This is a genomic window from Mesorhizobium sp. RIZ17 (genome assembly GCF_051127865.1).
GTDB lineage: Bacteria > Pseudomonadota > Alphaproteobacteria > Rhizobiales > Rhizobiaceae > Mesorhizobium > Mesorhizobium humile.
This window is the reverse complement of the sequence record NZ_CP147861.1, coordinates 3,522,642-3,539,716: the sequence shown is the minus strand read 5'-3', so window position 1 is coordinate 3,539,716 and position 17,075 is coordinate 3,522,642. Positions and strand designations below refer to the sequence as shown.

Sequence of the window (17,075 nt, the reverse complement as noted above, 5' to 3'; positions counted from 1 at the left end):
GCGTGGGAGGATGGGATCACGCTGCTGGCGACCCGCAGGGACCGCCTGTCTCTCCCCAAGGAACAAGGGCGTACAAAGCGGAAGCACCGAAATGTCCGTCCGTGGGACTAAGCCAGTTCGGTGCTGGAGAAAGTTCGTGGCCCTGAGACCAGTTCAACAGGCCGGCCGTAGGAGCATCAGCATAGCGCCGCCACCAGGCGGGATGCGGGACCGACAGCCCCCGGCGAAGGGCGCCGTACCTCTTCTAAGCGAAGATTTGCTGTCCGTCCGACCTCTCATCGAGATTCCGGAAATGCAGTCCGGACCAACTCATACGATCGAGGGGTCGAACGGCAGTGCTATCTTCTCGAGCTCCTCCTGCCACATTTTCATTTCGCCACCCTCGCCATATTTCGGCCGGTCGATTGAATGGCCCATCAACATCCGCCTCAATTCCTCGTCGAGCCGTGCGTTCTTCATCCGGTCTTCGAACGAGTGGCGGAGCGAATAGACCGTGTGTTTGTCGCTCGGAAAAAGCCCGTGTTTCTTGAAGTGCTTGTTGGCGGCAGCTGACAGTTGTGCCTCCCGATCCTTGTAGGACGGAAACCCCTTCGGATGCTTCCTGAACACCTCTAATGCGACGCCAACCAGCGGTACTTTGCGGACCGACGATGCGGTCTTGATCTCGCGAGGGTCCTCTGGATCCTCGCGCGGCTCGACCGAAATGTGGGGGACATCGTGATCAAGATGGATAACCCCCTCATGGAGGTTCGCAAGCTCGCTCGGGCGACAACCGGTCTCGACGAAGGCTAGCACGATCCCTCTCGCCTCGGCATTCAGCGTTGCCAAGGCGCCAGGCGCGAGGATCTTGTCCTTGATCCAGTCGGTTGGGAACGGCGGCCGGCTCCGCTTCGACTTGTCCCTGAAGGAAAGATCGGCGAACGGGTTCTTCTGTTCGGGAAAGCCAAGGTGTCGAAAATAGTCGCCATAGAGCGTGCGAAGGTTGCCTATGTTGCGATTTCCGGTCGACGCGGAGCGATCGCCCGGCCCCTCTTCCGGCGCGATTCGGTCGAGCCAGTATTTGTGGACCTTCAGAGCATCATCACGCGTGATTTTGCTCATAGGCCTGTCTTCGACCAGTTCAATGAACACGTCCACGCTCATCTGCCTTTTGGCTTTCCAGCGCTTGCGTTGGTCGGGACTCTTGGTGCGTAGCTCATCGCGGACGATGTCGGAGAAATAGAGCTTCAGGGCGTCTGATATCTTGTCGTCAGGTCGCTCTAGCGTGCCGGCGACCGCATCAGCCGCAGGCGCCTTCAACGGTTCCCCAATCGAGCTCTCGACGCGCTGCAAGATGGTTTCCAGCGGTTCGGCCGTGAGAATTTCGGCGAGTGGTCGGTAGACGAACCCGAGAGACTCCGCGCGCTTGATGGCCAGTTTGTATCGCGTTCTGGCGGCCTGAGGACTATCGCCGATCATCAGCGACGCCCAAAGCGCGTTGTCGGCGGCCTCAAACATGTCACGGATAGTCCTGGCCTTCGCCCTGTCCGTCGTGTCGAGCGCCTTGCGCACGGATTCGCCCCGATCATCAAGCCCCATGACCTCATTCGGTATTCGGCGGCGGTAGTGGAAACGACCACCTCGCAGATAGAGGAACCGGTCTGGATCGTGCTCTTCGCGTCGTCTTCCCATCTGCTCACTGCATGATTTGTGTCACAATATGTAGCACAATATGTAGCACAAAACTGTGAATAGCGGCAACACGGATCGCCTGAAGTGGCAAATTATTCAGCAAATTCAATAGCTTATGGGAGAAGCCGTTGGTACCGTTGGCTGGGATCGAACCAGCGACCTCCGGATCCACAATCCGGCGCTCTAACCAGCTGAGCTACAACGGCACGCTTGCCTGAGCTTGATCGAGGAGTTTCTTCCTCCGTGATCCGCTCTGTCGTTCGGCGATGCGTCAAATACGGGCTATCGGATTCTAATTCAAGGGCTTTGATAAGGGAAAGGACGGTTTCCTCATCCGCCTGCGTCAAGGCAAAAGAAAAGGCCGGCGGGAGGAGGTGCCGGCCTTTTCCTGTTACGAGCCAGCGGGAGGAGGTGCTGGCTGGTCACCCCGGAAACGGAGGGAGGAGGTTCCATTTCCGGGTATCTGGTTGTCCAAACAATCGCATCTCTATTTGTCTGATGAAATGCGGCGTTTTGATGCAGCGCAAAATTGAGCGCTGAAATTAGGCAGCCTTGACGTCCTTCATCGCCTTCTCGAAGGCGCTCTTGACCGGCTTGGAGACGTCCTCGACCGCCTTGGTGGCAACGGTCTGGAACTCCTTGGCCTGCTCGACGGCCATTTCAACGCGCTTGCGCAGGAACGAGGTCTGCAGCTCGACGACTTCCGAAAGGGTCTTGGCGCCGACCAAGGCTTCGAGGTGCGAGAAGCCGGCCTCGGCATTGGCGCGCAGCGCGGCGATGGCCTTCAGCGAAACGTCGCTGGAAACGGTCTTGGCGGTCTCGTAGGTCGACTCCAGAACCTTCTGGGTCTCCTCGGCGCCGGTCTTCAGCTTGGCATAGGCTTCCTTCGACTGCTCGACGCCCTTCTCGGCGAAGGCGCGGATCTGGTCGGTGGCCTTGGAAGCGTCGAAGCTCGGGAATTCAACGTTTTCGATGGTCTCTGCGGTCTTGGTGGTGGTCTTGGACATTTTCCAACCTTTCGGGGCAGCGGCTTTGACAGAAAGCCGTCTCGTTCATGTATGATGGCAATATAAAGGATTTTTTGTGCATTGCAATATCTTTGTTGCACTGCACCATAAAAATCTTCCCATACGTTAGGTACCAAGGCGTTAGCCACAGGGCCGTTAACCAAGAGCCCAGAGATTTCGACCGATGCAAGCCCAGGCTTGTGGACCTTGGGGCCACAGGCTTTTATTAACAAAGCGTTAACTGAAAAATGCCCGCTCCGGAGGGTTGGCCAGCGCATGCCGCCTGAAAACTACTCCTTCCTCGACGTCGCCGTGCTCGACGCGGTGCGCCAGCGCTTTGCCGCGGGCGATGCCTTGGCCATCCTGTCGGTCGACCTCGAACAGGTGATCTGGGCGAACGGCCCGGGGGCGTCGGCGTTCGGCTATCCGGATATCGAGGCCATCATCGGCGCCTCGGCGCGGCTGCCGCTGATCGCCCGGCGGCAGATCATGGCGACCAGCGGGTTTCCGGACATCGGCAGCGACCGCGCCATCACGGTGAGGCTGGCCACCGGCATGGTGAGCCGCGCCGTCGGCTTCCTGGCCAGCGCCGTGACGATGCCGGATGGCGAGAAGGCAATTCTGCTCGCGTTACCGGCGGCGCAGACCAGTTCGCGCAGCGCCGGCGAAATCGCCAGCCGCGCCATCGGCGGCTTTACCGAGACGGGGCATTTCATCGCCTTCGTCGACGCGCAAGGCGATGTCGAGGCAGCCTCGGACGGCTTTGCGGCACTCGGTATCGAGCCGCGGACGCTGGCCGCCCTGGTCGCGGATGTGGCAAGCAGCGGCGACCGCGTCGTCAAGCGCCTGGTGCCGGGCACCAATACCTCCTACCCGGCCGGTTTTGCGCGGCTCACCGACACGCGCCATCTGCTGGTGGTGATCGACGAAAACCAACTCGACGACTCGGATGGCGGGCAAGACGATCGGCCGGCCGCCGAGCTGGACGATCAGGGCGGCGACCAACAGGGTGCAGCGCCAGAGGCCGTTGTCGCTACGCCGTCGGGTGAAAGCCCGGTCGCGCCCGCACCCCAGTCCGCGCCGGACAACCCGGTGCCGGTCGTGGCGGCTGGCGAAGAGGCCGAGCCAGTCCAGGAGGCTCCCGACGGCGATGCACCGCCTGACGCGGAGACCTTGGCCGACCAGCAGCCCACCCGGACCGAGCATCAGGCCAACGCCGCCGACTCCAGCAGGCAGGCCGCCGATGCCGGCGCCGGCCAGCACGACCATTGGTACTTCAATGCCGGCAACGAAGATGCCGCGCATGCTCAACCGGCAGCGCCGGCGAAGGGCGTGCCGGAGGGGGAAGCCACGGCTGAAGGCCAGGATGGCCGCGAAGTGGCCGCACGCGAAACCACCACATCGGCCCAGCCGGCCCCGCCCCGCGACATCGACCGCTCCGCGCCGCCGCTGCGCTTCGTCTGGCGCACCGACGCCGAAGGCCGGTTCAGCGCGCTGTCGCCCGAATTCGCCGACATCGTCGGCCAGCCTGCCGCCGATGTGATCGGCCGCCGCTTCAGGGACGTCGCAGCCACGTTCGGCCTCGACGCCTCGGGCGAGATCGCCGGCCTGCTCGACCGACGCGATACCTGGTCGGGCCGCTCGGTGCTGTGGCCGGTGGCCGGAACCAGACTGAAGATCCCGGTCGATCTGGCGGCGCTGCCCGTCTACGGCCGCAGCCGCGCCTTCGAGGGTTTTCGCGGCTTCGGCGTCGCGCGCAGCGCCGACGCCGTGGTCGATCCGGAGGCGCTTGGCATGGCCCTGGTGCCGAATGCGGCGCCTGCCGGGGCCGAGCCGCCAGCCGAACAGCCACGCTCCGAGCAGACGGCGCCGGAACAGCCAACATCTGAAGACCCCTTTCAGGGCGAAGTGCCGGCATTGACCATCGTGCCGAAGCCGGAGCGGCGCTTCGCCGACAAGGTGATAAGGCTGGCCGAGCATCGCCAGCCGGCCAACGACAAGCAGCCGGGAAGCGACACGCCGGCAAATCAAAGGAGCCTGTCGATCCTCGAGCGCAGCGCGTTCCGCGAGATCGGCGAGCGGCTGCGCAAGGACAGCGCCACGCCTGCCGAGGAACGCGCCGCCGAAGCCGACAAGCAGCCCGACGCGGCGGAGCACGACGGTTCGGTGAGGGAAGCGAGCCCGGCATCCGCAGCGCAAGCCCCGGAAGCCGATGACGCAAAGGCCGATGCGGAGGCCGTGGAAGCGGAGACCGAGGCGGAAGGCCAGGAAGATCTGGCGCGACTCGACGGCATCGACGATGCCCCCGAGACGGCCGACACCGGCCAGGCCGAGACCTCGGCCGTTTCCGGCTCGCTGCTCAGCTATGCCGACGGCGAAGAACCCACGGAAGAAGCCGGCATCGCGGCCGTTTCCGAGAGCGAGCAAGCGGAGGGCGCCCGGCAGGCCGCCGAACCTGTCGCCACGGAACCGCAGCAGCCGGTCGAACAGCCTGCGGCGGGGCCGGTAGCGGCCACGCAGTCCGCCCCTGGCGGGACGGCCGACGACGACGACATGACGGCGGACGATTTCCGCGACGCGCAAGACAATGAGGATTGGGCAGGCTCCGACGCGGATGCCGCCGCGGCCGCGGAAGAACAGCCGGAAGAAGCGCCGGCGCGGCCACGCCTCGACGTGCCGCCGCTCAAACTCTCGGCTTTCGTGCCGTCCGCTCTTTCGACCGGAGAGGAAGCCAAGGCGCCCGATACGTCCATCCTCGCCAGGCTGCCGGTGCCGCTGCTCATCCATTCGGGCGACGTGCTGCATTATGCCAACGAAGCCTTCCTCGAACTCACCGGCTACGATGCGGTGGACGACCTCGCGGATGCCGGGGGCCTGGGCGCGCTCTTCGCCGACCCATATGCCGAGGACACCGCGACGGACGAAAGCGACCACTCGCTGAAGCTCAAGACCCGCAACGGCCAGGAATTCCCGATCGACGCGCTGCTGCGCTCCGTGCCGTGGCTCGGCGGCAAGGCGCTGATGCTGGTGGTGCGGCGTTCCGGCGAGGACGACGGGGCGCATTTCACCGCCGCCAACGACGAACCGGCGCTGCAGCCGGACGTGCCGGAACTGAAGTCGCGCATCGCGGAGATGCGCACCATCATCGACACCGCCACCGACGGCGTCGTGCTGATCGGCCGCGACGGCAACATCCGCTCGATCAGCCGGCCGGCGGAAGCACTGTTCGGTTTCGACAGCGACGAGGTCGCCGGCAAGCCCTTTGCCTCGCTGTTCGCCATAGAAAGCCAGCGCGCGGCGCGCGACTATCTCGCCGGCCTTTCGGAGCCGGGCGTCGCGAGCGTCTTGAATGACGGCCGCGAGGTCATCGGCCGCGAGGCGCAGGGACGTTTCATCCCGCTGTTCATGACCATCGGCCGGCTGCCCAACGACAGCGGCTTCTGCGCCGTGGTGCGCGACATCACGCAATGGAAACGGGCCGAGGAAGACCTGACGCAGGCGCGCGCGGTGGCCGAGCGCGCCTCCTCGCAGAAGACGGATTTCCTGGCCCGCATCAGCCACGAGATCCGCACGCCGCTCAATGCCATCATCGGCTTTTCCGAGCTGATGGTGGACGAGAAATTCGGCCCGATCACCAACGACCGCTATCGCGATTACCTGCGCGACATCAACCGGTCGGGCAACCATGTGCTCGACCTCGTCAACGACCTGCTCGACATCTCGAAGATCGAGGCCGGCCAGCAGGAGATGGACTACGAGGCGGTGTCGCTCAACGACACGCTGGCCGAGACGGTGGCAATGATGCAGCCGCAGGCCAATCGCGAGCGCGTCATCATCCGCTCCAGCTTCGCCTCGCGGTTGCCGGAAGTGGTGGCAGATCTGAGAAGCGTGCGCCAGATCGCCCTCAACATCCTGTCCAACGCCATCCGCTACACCCAGGCCGGCGGCCAGGTGATCGTCTCGACCGCTTACGAAGCTTCGGGCGATGTCGTCATGCGCGTGCGTGACACCGGCATCGGCATGACCCCGGCCGAGATCGAGCAGGCGCTAAAGCCGTTCAAGCAGATCAATGCGTTGAAGCGCGGACGCGGCGACGGCACCGGCCTCGGCCTGCCGCTGACCAAGGCCATGGTGGAAGCGAACCGCGCGCGTTTCGCCATCACCTCGACGCCAGGCGAAGGAACCCTGGTCGAGGTCGCCTTCCCTTCGACGCGCGTGCTTGCCGAATAAACATCGCAGGGACAAGGCGCGGCCAAAGAAAAAGGCGTCCAAGAGGACGCCTTGAGAAATGGGATGCTGTCACAACGGGGGCTTGAGCTGAACCTCAGGGGACGAGGAACGGGATTTCTCCCTCAAGTTACACGCGACTATCGGGGTCGTCCCTTAACAAGTCCTTACCGGGTCGCCAAAAAATTTACGAATGTGTACCACCCGTGAAATCTAGGTAAATTCGTCGGACAGATTTCGTTAACCATGTCGGGGTTCCATTTGGGCATTGACGGCGGCGAAGGGATTCAAAGTTGGACGAAACATACCTCCCGTCGTCATCCACGGGCGAAGCAAGGAGCGAAGCGACGCGGCGTAGTTGCAACGGTGCAGAATTCTGCTCCGCTGCGCCCCTCGATCAAGGTAACGGCATGGATCCCAGGGTCTCCGCAACGGAGCTTCGCTCCTGCTCCGCCCAGGGATGACGACGTTGCAACGCCTCGGTCAATCTCGAACGGCTAGCTGGCCAGTTGCGGCAGGTCGCGAAACAGCTCTAGCGCTTCCGGGTTCGCGAGCGCTTCCTTGTTCTTCACGGCGCGGCCGTGGACCACGTCGCGTACCGCGAGCTCGGTAATCTTGCCGGACTTGGTGCGCGGGATATCGGTGACGGCGACGATCCTGGCCGGCACATGACGCGGGCTGGCGCCGGTGCGGATCCTGGCGCGGATGCGCTTTTCCAGATCCTCGTCCAGCCTCACGCCGGCGGCCAGCCGCACGAACAGCACGACACGGACGTCATTGTCGAAATCCTGGCCGATGCAGAGCGCCTCGAGGATTTCCGGCATCTGCTCGACCTGGTTGTAGATCTCGGCGGTGCCGATCCTTACGCCGCCCGGATTGAGCGTGGCGTCTGAGCGGCCATGGATGATCATGCCGCCATGGGCCGTCCACTCGGCGAAGTCGCCATGGCACCAGACATTGTCGAAACGCTCGAAATAGGCCGCGTGATACTTCTTGCCTTCAGGATCGTTCCAGAAGCCGATCGGCATCGACGGGAAGGCTTTGGTGCAGACGAGCTCGCCCTTCTCCTGCCGGACGGGCTTGCCGTCGTCGTCCCAGACGTCGACCGCCAGGCCAAGGCCGGCGCCCTGGATCTCGCCGGTCCAGACCGGCTCGGTCGGCACGCCGAGCACGAAGCAGGAGACGATGTCGGTGCCGCCCGAGATCGAGGCCAGATGCACGTCCTTCTTGATGCCGTCATAGACGAAGCGGAAATCCTTCGGCGAAAGCGGCGAGCCGGTGGAGGAGATGGTGCGCACGCTCGACAGATCGTGGCTCGCGATCGGCTTCAGGCCGGCCTTGCGAACCGAATCGATGAACTTGGCCGAGGTGCCGAAATAGGTCATCTTCTCGGCATCGGCGAAATCGAACAGGACATTGCCGTCGGGGTAGAATGGCGAGCCGTCATAGAGCAGAAGCGTCGCGCCGGAGGCGAGGCCCGAGACCAGCCAGTTCCACATCATCCAGCCGCAGGTGGTGAAATAAAACAGCCGATCGCCGTCGAGCAGGCCGGCATGCAGCCGGTGCTCCTTGACGTGCTGGATCAGCGTGCCGCCGGCCGAATGCACGATGCATTTCGGGATGCCGGTCGTGCCCGAGGAGAACAGGATGTAGAGCGGATGGGCGAAGGGCAGCCGCTCGAAGCTGACAGTCCTCGCGGCAAAGGGCGAGAGCGCCTCTTCGAGCGCGGCCGCCTTGTCGATGGTGGCGGCGACATCGCCCGAGGTGCCAAGATAGTCGACGATGAGCACCTTGCGCACGCTCGCGAGCTTCTCGGCCACGGCGCGCACCTTGTCGGCCACCTCGATCGCCTTGCCGTTGTACCAATAGCCGTCCGGCGCGATGAAGACGACCGGCTCGATCTGGCCGAAGCGGTCGAGCACGCCCTGCTCGCCGAAATCGGGAGAGCATGACGACCAGACGGCGCCGATCGAGCTTGCCGCCAGCATCGCCGCGATCGTCTCGGGCATATTCGGCATCATCGCGGCGATGCGGTCGCCGGCCTTGACGCCGAGCGACAGGAAGAGCTGCTGCAGCCGCGACGTCAGCGCATGGAGCTCGTTCCAGGAGAGCCGCCGCTCGACCTTGTCCTCGCCGCGGAAGATGATGGCCCCGCCGGCCCCGGTCTTGTGCAAAAGGTTCTCGGCGAAATTGAGCCTGGCGTCGGGAAAGAAGCTGGCGCCGGGCATCTTCTCGCCGTCGACGAGGTGCCGCTCGCCCTTGTCGCCGACAAGCCCGCAGAAATCCCAGACCAGGCTCCAGAAGGCTTCGCGGTCGTCGATCGACCAGCGATGAAGGTCCCCGTAGCCGGAGAAAGAAAGCGTGGCCTTTGCTTCAGCCGCCTTCATGAACGCGGTTAGGGGCGCTGCATCGATCCGATCCTGCGTCGGAGTCCACAAAGGTGTGTCGGCGGCCATGATCGCTCCTCCCAAAGCGCGTCGCGTTCGAGCCAGTTAAGCTCAACGTCGCCCATGCCATCGTCCCAGAAACGGCGCGCGATTGCGGATCGGGATCGTGCAGACCGCTTATGCATATTGCAGCGCAGCAGAGCAAGATTTTGTTCGGGCGACCCATGGCCGCCGCTGCGCAAATGCCATCGCAAGGCCATAAAGACTTGAAAAGCGTCGGCGCTCGGTTACACCCGTCGGGCGATTTTGTCGGCAATGAAAGCATACGGGGCGAAATGCCATCATCTTTGATCCGGCGCGGCGTGTGGGCGATCGGCGTTGCCGTGCTCATTATCGCGCTCGCGGTCGCGGCGCTGCCGCTGATTGCCTCGACCCGCATCGTGCGCGACCGCATCGCGTGGGAATTGAGCGCCTGGAGCGGCTTCAGGGTGACGATCGAAGGCTCGCCGCGCATCGAGGTGTGGCCGAAGTTCCGGGCGATCCTCAGCGACGTGACGCTGTCGCAGTGGACAGAGACCGATGCGCCGCCGGTGGTCGAGGCTGATCGCGTGGAAGTCGATCTCTCCGCCATGGCGGCTTTGCAGGGCAACGTCGCCTTCTCGACCGCACGGCTGGTGCGCCCGACGATCAGGGTCCAGCGCATGGCGAGCGGCTTTTATCTGCCGCCGCTTCCGACCGGGGGGCGCATCACGCGCTCGATCGATACCGCGCGCGGCGTTGTCACCGCCAATCCGCAGAAGCCCGATCTCGGCAGATTGCCTTCCGATCCGTTCGGCACCGTCGAATTCCGCGATGGTCGGGTGGTGACTTCGGTCGACGGCAAGGATAGCGAAGTCCTGAGCAGCCTGAGCGGCCAGGTGAACTGGGAAGCGATGAACAGCGAAGCATCGCTGACCGCAAGCGGGATCTGGCGTGGCGAAAGCGTGCAGCTCGATTTCTCCTCGGCGAAACCGCTGGTGCTTTTTGCCGGGGGAGCCGCGCCGGTCACCCTTTCCTTCAAGGCCGCTCCCGCGACATTCTCCTTCGACGGAACGGCCTCGATGTCGGACAACGCCTACCTGGACGGCCAGGCAAAGTTTGCCGCGCCGTCGCTGCGGCGCGTGCTGGAGTGGTCGCAGGCAAGCATCGCGCCGGGTGCCGCGATCGGCGCGGTCTCGATCGCCAGCAAGGTGAACGCCTCGGCGGGGCGTGCGAAATTGGAGAACACCACCGTCACGCTCAACAACAATCCGGGCATGGGAGCGCTGGATTTCTCCTTCGCCGACGGCAGCCCGGTAATTGCCGGCACGCTCGCCTTCGACACGCTGGACCTGAGGTCCTTCCTGTCGGCCTTCACGCCTGTCGCGCCCGCCGGCGAGGCCGGCCCCGGCGACATCGACACCAGCTTCCCCGACCGCATCAACCTCGACCTCAGGCTGTCGGCGGCCCATGCCACGGTGGGACCGGTCCAGCTCGCCGACGTCGCGGCCACAGCGCAGGTCAAGAACGGCCTTGCCGTCTTCGACATATCCGACGCGTCGGCCTTCAACGGCAACATCCAGAGCAGCCTGCGCTTCGACCGCAAGCCGGAAGGCACGCAGGTCGAGATGCGGCTCCTGGCATCGGACGTGGATACGGGAGCCTTTGCGACGGCGGCGGGAATGACGCGACTGGTGCCGGCCGGCACCGGGACGGTGTCGGTCATCCTCAAGGGGCCGGGCAAGGCCTGGAACTCCATCTTCGAGAATGCCGACGGATCGTTCTCGGCGACTTTCGGGCCGGGCGCGCTCAACGGGCTCGACCTGCCGGCCTTCCTCAAGCGCAACCAGCAAGGCGGCTTCTTCGCGCTCGACGACGTCGCCAATGGTTCGCTGCCGATCGAGGGCGCCGAGATCAAGGCGAGCATTTCGAAGGGTGTGGCGCGCCTCGACAAGGCCGAGATCAATTCGCAGAAATACAAGATCTGGCTATCCGGCATCGCCTCCTATGCCGGGCGCGGGCTGGCGCTTTCGGGCGGCGTGGTGCCCAACGGCCAGCCAGCGCAGCAGCCCCAGACCAACGGTCAGGCGGCCAGCCCGGCTGCCACGCCGCCGAGCCAGTCGCTGTTCTTCGTCGGCGGCAACTGGAGCGCACCGTTCATCTCGCCGATCGCTCCCGGCGTTTCAGGCCAGTAAGTGAGGGGGCGCAAGGCCCCCACCGCTTAACCGCGCTGCGCGGCCTGCTCGTCGAGCTGGCGCTGGATCTCGCGGCGCTTGTTGGCGATCGAGGCGATGATGACGCCGACCGCCACCACCGCGATCAGGATCGTGCAGGCGGCGTTGATTTCCGGCGTCACGCCGAGACGCACCTGGCTGTAGATCTTCATCGGCAGCGTGGTGGCGCCGGGGCCCGAGGTGAAGCTCGCAATGACCAGATCGTCCAGCGAGAGCGTGAAAGCCAGCATCCAGCCGGAGATGATCGCCGGCAGGATGACCGGCAAGGTGATCTGGAAGAAGGTCTTCACCGGCGGCGCGCCGAGATCCATCGCCGCCTCCTCCAGCGAGCGGTCGAACGTGACCAGCCGCGACTGCACGACGACGGCAACGAAGCACATGGTGAAGGTGATGTGCGCGAGCGTCACCGTGAGGAAGCCGCGGTCGAGCCCGACGGCGACGAAGAGCAGCAGCAGCGAGAGGCCCGTTATGACTTCCGGCATGACCAGCGGCGCGAAGACCATGCCCGAGAAGAGCACCCGCCCCTTAAAGCGCGTGTAGCGCGTGAGCGCGAGGGCGCCGAGCGTGCCCAGCACGGTCGCGACCGTGGCCGAGATGACGCCGACGCGCGCCGTCACCCAGGTGGCGTCCATCAGGCCCTGATTGTGGAACAGCGACACGTACCATTTGGTCGAGAAGCCGCCCCAGACGGTTACGAGCTTGGATTCGTTGAAGGAAAAGACGATCAAAAGCACGATCGGCAAATAGAGAAAGGCAAAGCCCAGCACGATCGAGGTGATGTTGAAGCGGCTCCAGGTGGCGTTCATTTGCCCTCCTCCTGCGCGCGTGCCTGCGCCTGCTGGAAGAACATGATCGGAATGGTCAGCACCAAGAGCAGGATAACGGCCACCGCCGACGAGACCGGCCAGTCACGGTTGGAGAAGAATTCGTTCCAGAGCGTCTTGCCGATCATCAGCGTCTGCGAGCCGCCGAGGAGGTCGGGAATGACGAACTCGCCGACGGCCGGGATGAAGACGAGCAGGCAGCCGGCGACGACACCGGGCAGCGACAGCGGGAAGGTGATCTTCCAGAAGGCGCTGGTCGGCGGGCAGCCGAGGTCCTTGGCCGCCTCGATCAGCGTATAGTCCATCTTTTCCAGCGACGAATAGAGCGGCAGCACCATGAAGGGCAGGTAGGAATAGACGATGCCTATGAAGATCGCGGTGTAGGTGTTGAGGATGACCAGCGGCTGGCTGATCAGGCCCGTGGCGAGAAGAACCTGATTGAGCAGCCCCTCGGGCTTCAGGATGCCTATCCAGGCATAGACGCGGATCAGGAACGAGGTCCAGAAAGGCAGTATCACCAGCATCAGCAAGGTCGGGCGGATCGTGGCCGGCGCCCGCGCCATGCCATAGGCGATCGGATAGCCGACGATCAGGGTGAGTATCGTCGAGATCCCCGCGATGATCAGGCTCGTCACATAGGCGTTGAAATAGAGCGCGTCCTGGGTGAGCCAGGTGTAGTTGTCGAAGTTGAGCTCGCGGACGCCGGCGAGGAATCCAGAGACGCCGTCGGTGAAGTCGAGCACCGGCGTATAGGGCGGCATCGAGATCGCCGTCTGCGACAGCGAAATCTTGAACACGATGATGAAGGGGACGAGGAAGAAGAACAGCAGCCAGAGATAGGGGATGATGATGACGAGGCGGTTGACGAAGCCTTTTGCCAGCCTCGCCGGCAGTGTTGTGGCTTCAGTCGATGGGGCGGCAATCGCGGCGATATCCGTCATCTCAGCCTCCTACCTGGCCAACACGACGCCGGCATCGGGCCGGAAGGAGACCCAGGCGCGGTCGTTCCAGGTGAGCGGATCCTCGGTGACGCGCAAGGCGTTCAACGCGCTTGCCCGCACGATCTGACCGTCGTCGAGCTTGATATGATAGACGGTCATGTCGCCGAGATAGGCGACGTCGTAGACCTCGCCTTCGAGCGCGTTGACGGCATCGGCCGGCTTTTTGGAGGAAACCCTGATCTTCTCCGGCCGGATCGCGAAGACGATGTCGGAGCCGGCAGCGGCGTTGCCGCCATTGTCGACGACGATCTGCGCTCCGGTCGCGCCGGTGATGCGTGTGGTGCTTGCCGTACGCTCGGCAACCTTGCCCTCGAACATGTTCACATTGCCGACGAAATGCGCCACGAAGCGCGAGGTCGGCGCCTCGTAGATCTCGGCAGGCGTCGCGACCTGCATCACCTCGCCCTTGTCCATGATGGCGATGCGGTCGGCCATGGTCATGGCCTCTTCCTGGTCATGCGTGACGACGACGAAGGTGAGGCCGAGCTCCTGCTGCAGGTCCATCAGCTCGAACTGCGTTTCCTCGCGCAGCTTCTTGTCGAGCGCACCGAGCGGCTCGTCGAGGAGCAGAACCTTCGGCCGCTTGGCGACCGAGCGGGCGAGCGCCACGCGCTGGCGCTGGCCGCCCGAGAGCTGGTGCGGCTTGCGCTTGGCGAACTGCTCGAGCTTGACGAGCTTCAGCATCTCGGCGACGCGCTTTTCGATATCGGCTCCCGGCATGCCTTCCTGCTTGAGGCCGAAGGCGATGTTCTTTTCCACTGTCATATGCGGAAACAGCGCGTAGGACTGGAACATCATGTTGACCGGCCGCTTGTAGGGCGGGATGCCGCGCAGATCCTGCCCGTCAAGCAGGATGCGGCCCGCGGACGGCTCCTCGAAGCCGGCGAGCATCCTGAGCAGGGTCGACTTGCCGCAGCCGGAAGCGCCGAGCAGGGCGAAGAATTCGCGCTCGAAGATGGTCAGCGACAGGTTGTTGACGGCGGTGAAGTCACCGAACTTCTTGGTCACCTTGTCGAACTGGATATACGGCTTGGCGTTCGGGTCGTTCCATGGCGCGAAATCCCTGCGGATGCTGCCAAGCGATTTCATGGTCCCCACTCCGTTACTTTTTTAAAAATTCCCAAAAAGAAAGCGACCCCGGCAGCTGGCTGCCGGGGTCGTGTCGCAATGCTCACTGGCCGGTGACGATCTTGGTCCAGGTGCGCGTGATGACGCGCTGTGTCTTGGGATCGTATGGCGCAACGGTATAGAGCTTCTTCGTCGTCTCCTCGTCCGGATAGACCGAAGGATCTTCCAGGATCGCCTTGTCGATGAACTGCTGCGAAGCCTTGTTGCCGTTGGCGTAGAGCACGTAGTTCGACGACTTGGCGATGACTTCGGGCGTCATCATATAGTTGATGAACTCGAGCGCGTCGGCGACATGCGGCGCGTCCGCGGGGATCGCCATCTGGTCAAACCACATCTGGGCGCCTTCCTTCGGCACCGAATAGCCGATCTCGACGCCCTGCTTGGCTTCCGTGGCGCGATTGCGCGCCTGGAATACGTCGCCCGACCAGCCGATCGCCATGCAGATGTCGCCGTTGGCCAAGGCGTTGATGTATTCCGACGAATGGAACTTGCGGATATAAGGCCGGACCTTCAGCAACGCTTCCTCGGCCTTGGAAATGTCATCGGGCGAAGTGCTGTTGGGGTCGAGGCCGAGATATTTCAGCGCCGCCGGAATGACGTCGGCGGGAGAATCCAGCACATAGACGCCGCAATCCTTCAGCTTGGCAAGCTTCTCAGGATTGAAGAAGGTGTCCCAGCTGTCGATCTTGTCGGTGCCGAGCGCGGCCTGCACCTTCTTGACGTTATAGCCGAGGCCGACCGTGCCCCACATATAGTTGACCGAATATTCGTTGCCCGGATCGTACTTGGCGGTGCGCTCGGAAATGACGTCCCACATGTTGGAGATGTTGGGCAGCTTCGACTTGTCGAGCTTCTGGAACACGCCCGCCTGGATCTGGCGCGCCAGGAAGTTGGCGCTCGGCACGACGACGTCATAACCGCTGCCGCCGGCAAGCAGTTTGGTCTCCAGGATCTCGTTGGAATCGAAGGTGTCGTAGACGACCTTGATGCCGGTCTTCTTGGTGAAGTCGTCGATGATCGAGCTGTCGATGTAGTCCGACCAGTTGTAGACATTGACGACGCGGTCTTCGGCATGGCCGCTTAAGGTGAAAAGCGTCAGAAATGCCGACGTCGCCGAAAGCCATAGAGCTTTGCGGATCATGATGTTCTCCTTTGGTGAGTGTTCCCTCGCCGGCTCGTCGCGATATGGCGGGGCGGCGTTTGGTTCAGATTATTGAGCTTTCCGGAGGGCAACAAGCGCGACCTGTCGGCGCTGCGTCGGGTTGCCGGTCGGCGGTCAAAGACCTCCCGCGGCGTGCCCTTATAGGGTATCCGGGCGGCGTCAGCGGCGTGCGCCGTGGCGTGGGCAGAGATACGACGATGTGGTCCGGCCTTAGTCAGGCCGGCAGAGACACTTGGCAAGATACGCCTGTCTTGTTGTTGCCGTGACCGCAGCCTGCCCGCCCGGCAACTGGGTTGTCAATGGGGGAAGACTCCAACTTCAATTGGGGGACGGCAAACCGGTGATGCCGGGACGCGCCGGCCGCGTCTGGCGCTTGAACTCCAGGCCGATATGGACGAGCAGCGCCGTGACCACGACCGTGCCGCCGATGATGGTGCGCACCGATGGCACTTCGGAATGGACGAGCCAGACCCAGATCGGCCCAAGGATCGGCTCGAAGGTGCCGAGCAGCGCCGCGATCGCCGCCGGCACCAGCCGCGCGCCCATGGCGAAAAAGGCGAGGCCGACACCAAGGTTGATGACGCCGAAGGCGAAGAGGAAGCCCATGTCTCGCCCCGAAACCGCGAACGCCGAGGCCTGGGAAGCGGCGAAAGCGCCGGCCAGCAGCGCCGCGAAACAATTGGCCGGCACCATGCGCACATGGGCAAAGCGCCGGGTGATCACGGTCGCGACAGAGAACATCACCGCGATCAGAAGCGCCAGGCCGTCGCCGATCGGCGAGACGGCGCCGCCGAGGGATTCGGAGACCATGATGGCGACACCGGCGATGACGGCGGCAATCGCGATCCAGGTCGCGGGGCCGACCCGTTCGCGAAACAGGAGCCAGGCAAGAAGCGCCGCCAGCAGCGGCACGCCGGCCTGCATCAGGAGGATGTTGGCGACGGTCGTGTAGGCAAGCGCCACCACGAAGCTGGTCGAGGCGGTGGCGAAGCAGAAGGCGACGCCGAGGCCGGGCAGGCCCATATGCCGGAAGAGTTTCAGGGTGCCGCGCCAACCGTCGCGCCACAGCATGAAGGCGACGAGAAAGGCCACGGCCCACAGCGAACGCCAGAACACCACGGTCCAGCTGTCGCCGACATGGATGAAACGGGCGATGGTGCCGCCGAAGCTCCACATAAGCGCCGAAAGGAAGACCAGGAGCATGCCGATCCGCTCCTCGCGCGGCGAGACGGCCGGCAAAGCGGCAGGCGACGAGGCGACAGGGGATGGGGCGGTATCGGTCATGGACATGGCTGTCAGCGAGTTGCGTTCGACACGATGCACCGAGGACCACACGGATTCTGTGTCTCAAACGACGGGACTGTGTCTCAATCGCGTAGCGCAAAGTAGAAAGCCATGCGTGATCCAGCATTCGCT

The 17,075-nt window shown here is 63.8% G+C and carries 10 protein-coding genes and 1 tRNA gene; 2 read left to right on the top strand and 9 right to left on the bottom strand.

What is annotated here, in order from left to right; genetic code table 11:
- Positions 1-309 precede the first annotated feature (309 nt).
- The 3 genes from WDX12_RS16880 to WDX12_RS16870 form a co-directional block, all read right to left on the bottom strand.
- Positions 310-1,671: a DUF6538 domain-containing protein gene (locus WDX12_RS16880; protein ID WP_434721277.1), complete on the bottom strand. Its 1,362-nt coding sequence runs from the start codon at positions 1,669-1,671 to the stop codon at positions 310-312.
- A gap of 129 nt (positions 1,672-1,800) precedes the next feature.
- Positions 1,801-1,877 (bottom strand) — tRNA-His (locus tag WDX12_RS16875).
- A 336-nt stretch (positions 1,878-2,213) separates the two neighbouring features.
- Positions 2,214-2,678: a phasin gene (locus WDX12_RS16870; protein ID WP_320298484.1), complete on the bottom strand. Its 465-nt coding sequence runs from the start codon at positions 2,676-2,678 to the stop codon at positions 2,214-2,216.
- A gap of 276 nt (positions 2,679-2,954) precedes the next feature.
- Here WDX12_RS16870 and WDX12_RS16865 point away from each other — a divergent pair, with 276 nt between their 5' ends.
- Positions 2,955-6,908 (top strand): PAS domain S-box protein, encoded by a 3,954-nt coding sequence (locus WDX12_RS16865; RefSeq protein WP_434721276.1) that lies wholly within the window; start codon positions 2,955-2,957, stop codon positions 6,906-6,908.
- A gap of 494 nt (positions 6,909-7,402) precedes the next feature.
- Here WDX12_RS16865 and WDX12_RS16860 read toward each other — a convergent pair whose 3' ends face one another.
- Positions 7,403-9,361 (bottom strand): acetoacetate--CoA ligase, encoded by a 1,959-nt coding sequence (locus tag WDX12_RS16860; protein ID WP_434721275.1) that lies wholly within the window; start codon positions 9,359-9,361, stop codon positions 7,403-7,405.
- 266 nt (positions 9,362-9,627) lie between these two features.
- Between WDX12_RS16860 and WDX12_RS16855 the strand changes: the two genes are divergently transcribed.
- Positions 9,628-11,505, top strand: coding sequence for an AsmA family protein (locus WDX12_RS16855; protein WP_434721274.1), 1,878 nt, complete (start codon positions 9,628-9,630; stop codon positions 11,503-11,505).
- Between the two features lie 26 nt (positions 11,506-11,531).
- On the opposite strand, the gene WDX12_RS16850 is transcribed toward WDX12_RS16855, so the two are convergent.
- The 5 genes from WDX12_RS16850 to WDX12_RS16830 form a co-directional block, all read right to left on the bottom strand.
- Entirely contained in the window at positions 11,532-12,350 is an 819-nt protein-coding gene (locus WDX12_RS16850) for an ABC transporter permease (protein ID WP_320298480.1), read from the bottom strand.
- Complete coding sequence (locus WDX12_RS16845) at positions 12,347-13,309, bottom strand: ABC transporter permease subunit (protein ID WP_434721273.1); 963 nt, start codon at positions 13,307-13,309, stop codon at positions 12,347-12,349. The genes WDX12_RS16850 and WDX12_RS16845 overlap by 4 nt, the downstream gene beginning before the upstream one ends.
- A gap of 9 nt (positions 13,310-13,318) precedes the next feature.
- Entirely contained in the window at positions 13,319-14,458 is a 1,140-nt protein-coding gene (locus tag WDX12_RS16840) for an ABC transporter ATP-binding protein (RefSeq protein ID WP_320298478.1), read from the bottom strand.
- Between the two features lie 82 nt (positions 14,459-14,540).
- Entirely contained in the window at positions 14,541-15,638 is a 1,098-nt protein-coding gene (locus WDX12_RS16835; RefSeq protein ID WP_320298477.1) for a polyamine ABC transporter substrate-binding protein, read from the bottom strand.
- 339 nt (positions 15,639-15,977) lie between these two features.
- Positions 15,978-16,943 carry a DMT family transporter gene (locus tag WDX12_RS16830; RefSeq protein WP_434721272.1) on the bottom strand — a complete coding sequence of 322 codons (966 nt, stop codon included), beginning with the start codon at positions 16,941-16,943 and terminating at the stop codon, positions 15,978-15,980.
- Positions 16,944-17,075: the final 132 nt, after the last annotated feature.

Coding starts and splice junctions, on each gene's coding strand:
- WDX12_RS16865 (WP_434721276.1), top strand. CDS start 2,955: ATGCCGCCTGAAAACTACTCCTTCCTCGACGTCGCCGTGCTCGACGCG.
- WDX12_RS16840 (WP_320298478.1), bottom strand. CDS start 14,458: ATGAAATCGCTTGGCAGCATCCGCAGGGATTTCGCGCCATGGAACGAC.
- WDX12_RS16860 (WP_434721275.1), bottom strand. CDS start 9,361: ATGGCCGCCGACACACCTTTGTGGACTCCGACGCAGGATCGGATCGAT.
- WDX12_RS16880 (WP_434721277.1), bottom strand. CDS start 1,671: ATGGGAAGACGACGCGAAGAGCACGATCCAGACCGGTTCCTCTATCTG.
- WDX12_RS16855 (WP_434721274.1), top strand. CDS start 9,628: ATGCCATCATCTTTGATCCGGCGCGGCGTGTGGGCGATCGGCGTTGCC.
- WDX12_RS16850 (WP_320298480.1), bottom strand. CDS start 12,350: ATGAACGCCACCTGGAGCCGCTTCAACATCACCTCGATCGTGCTGGGC.
- WDX12_RS16835 (WP_320298477.1), bottom strand. CDS start 15,638: ATGATCCGCAAAGCTCTATGGCTTTCGGCGACGTCGGCATTTCTGACG.
- WDX12_RS16845 (WP_434721273.1), bottom strand. CDS start 13,309: ATGACGGATATCGCCGCGATTGCCGCCCCATCGACTGAAGCCACAACA.
- WDX12_RS16870 (WP_320298484.1), bottom strand. CDS start 2,678: ATGTCCAAGACCACCACCAAGACCGCAGAGACCATCGAAAACGTTGAA.
- WDX12_RS16830 (WP_434721272.1), bottom strand. CDS start 16,943: ATGACCGATACCGCCCCATCCCCTGTCGCCTCGTCGCCTGCCGCTTTG.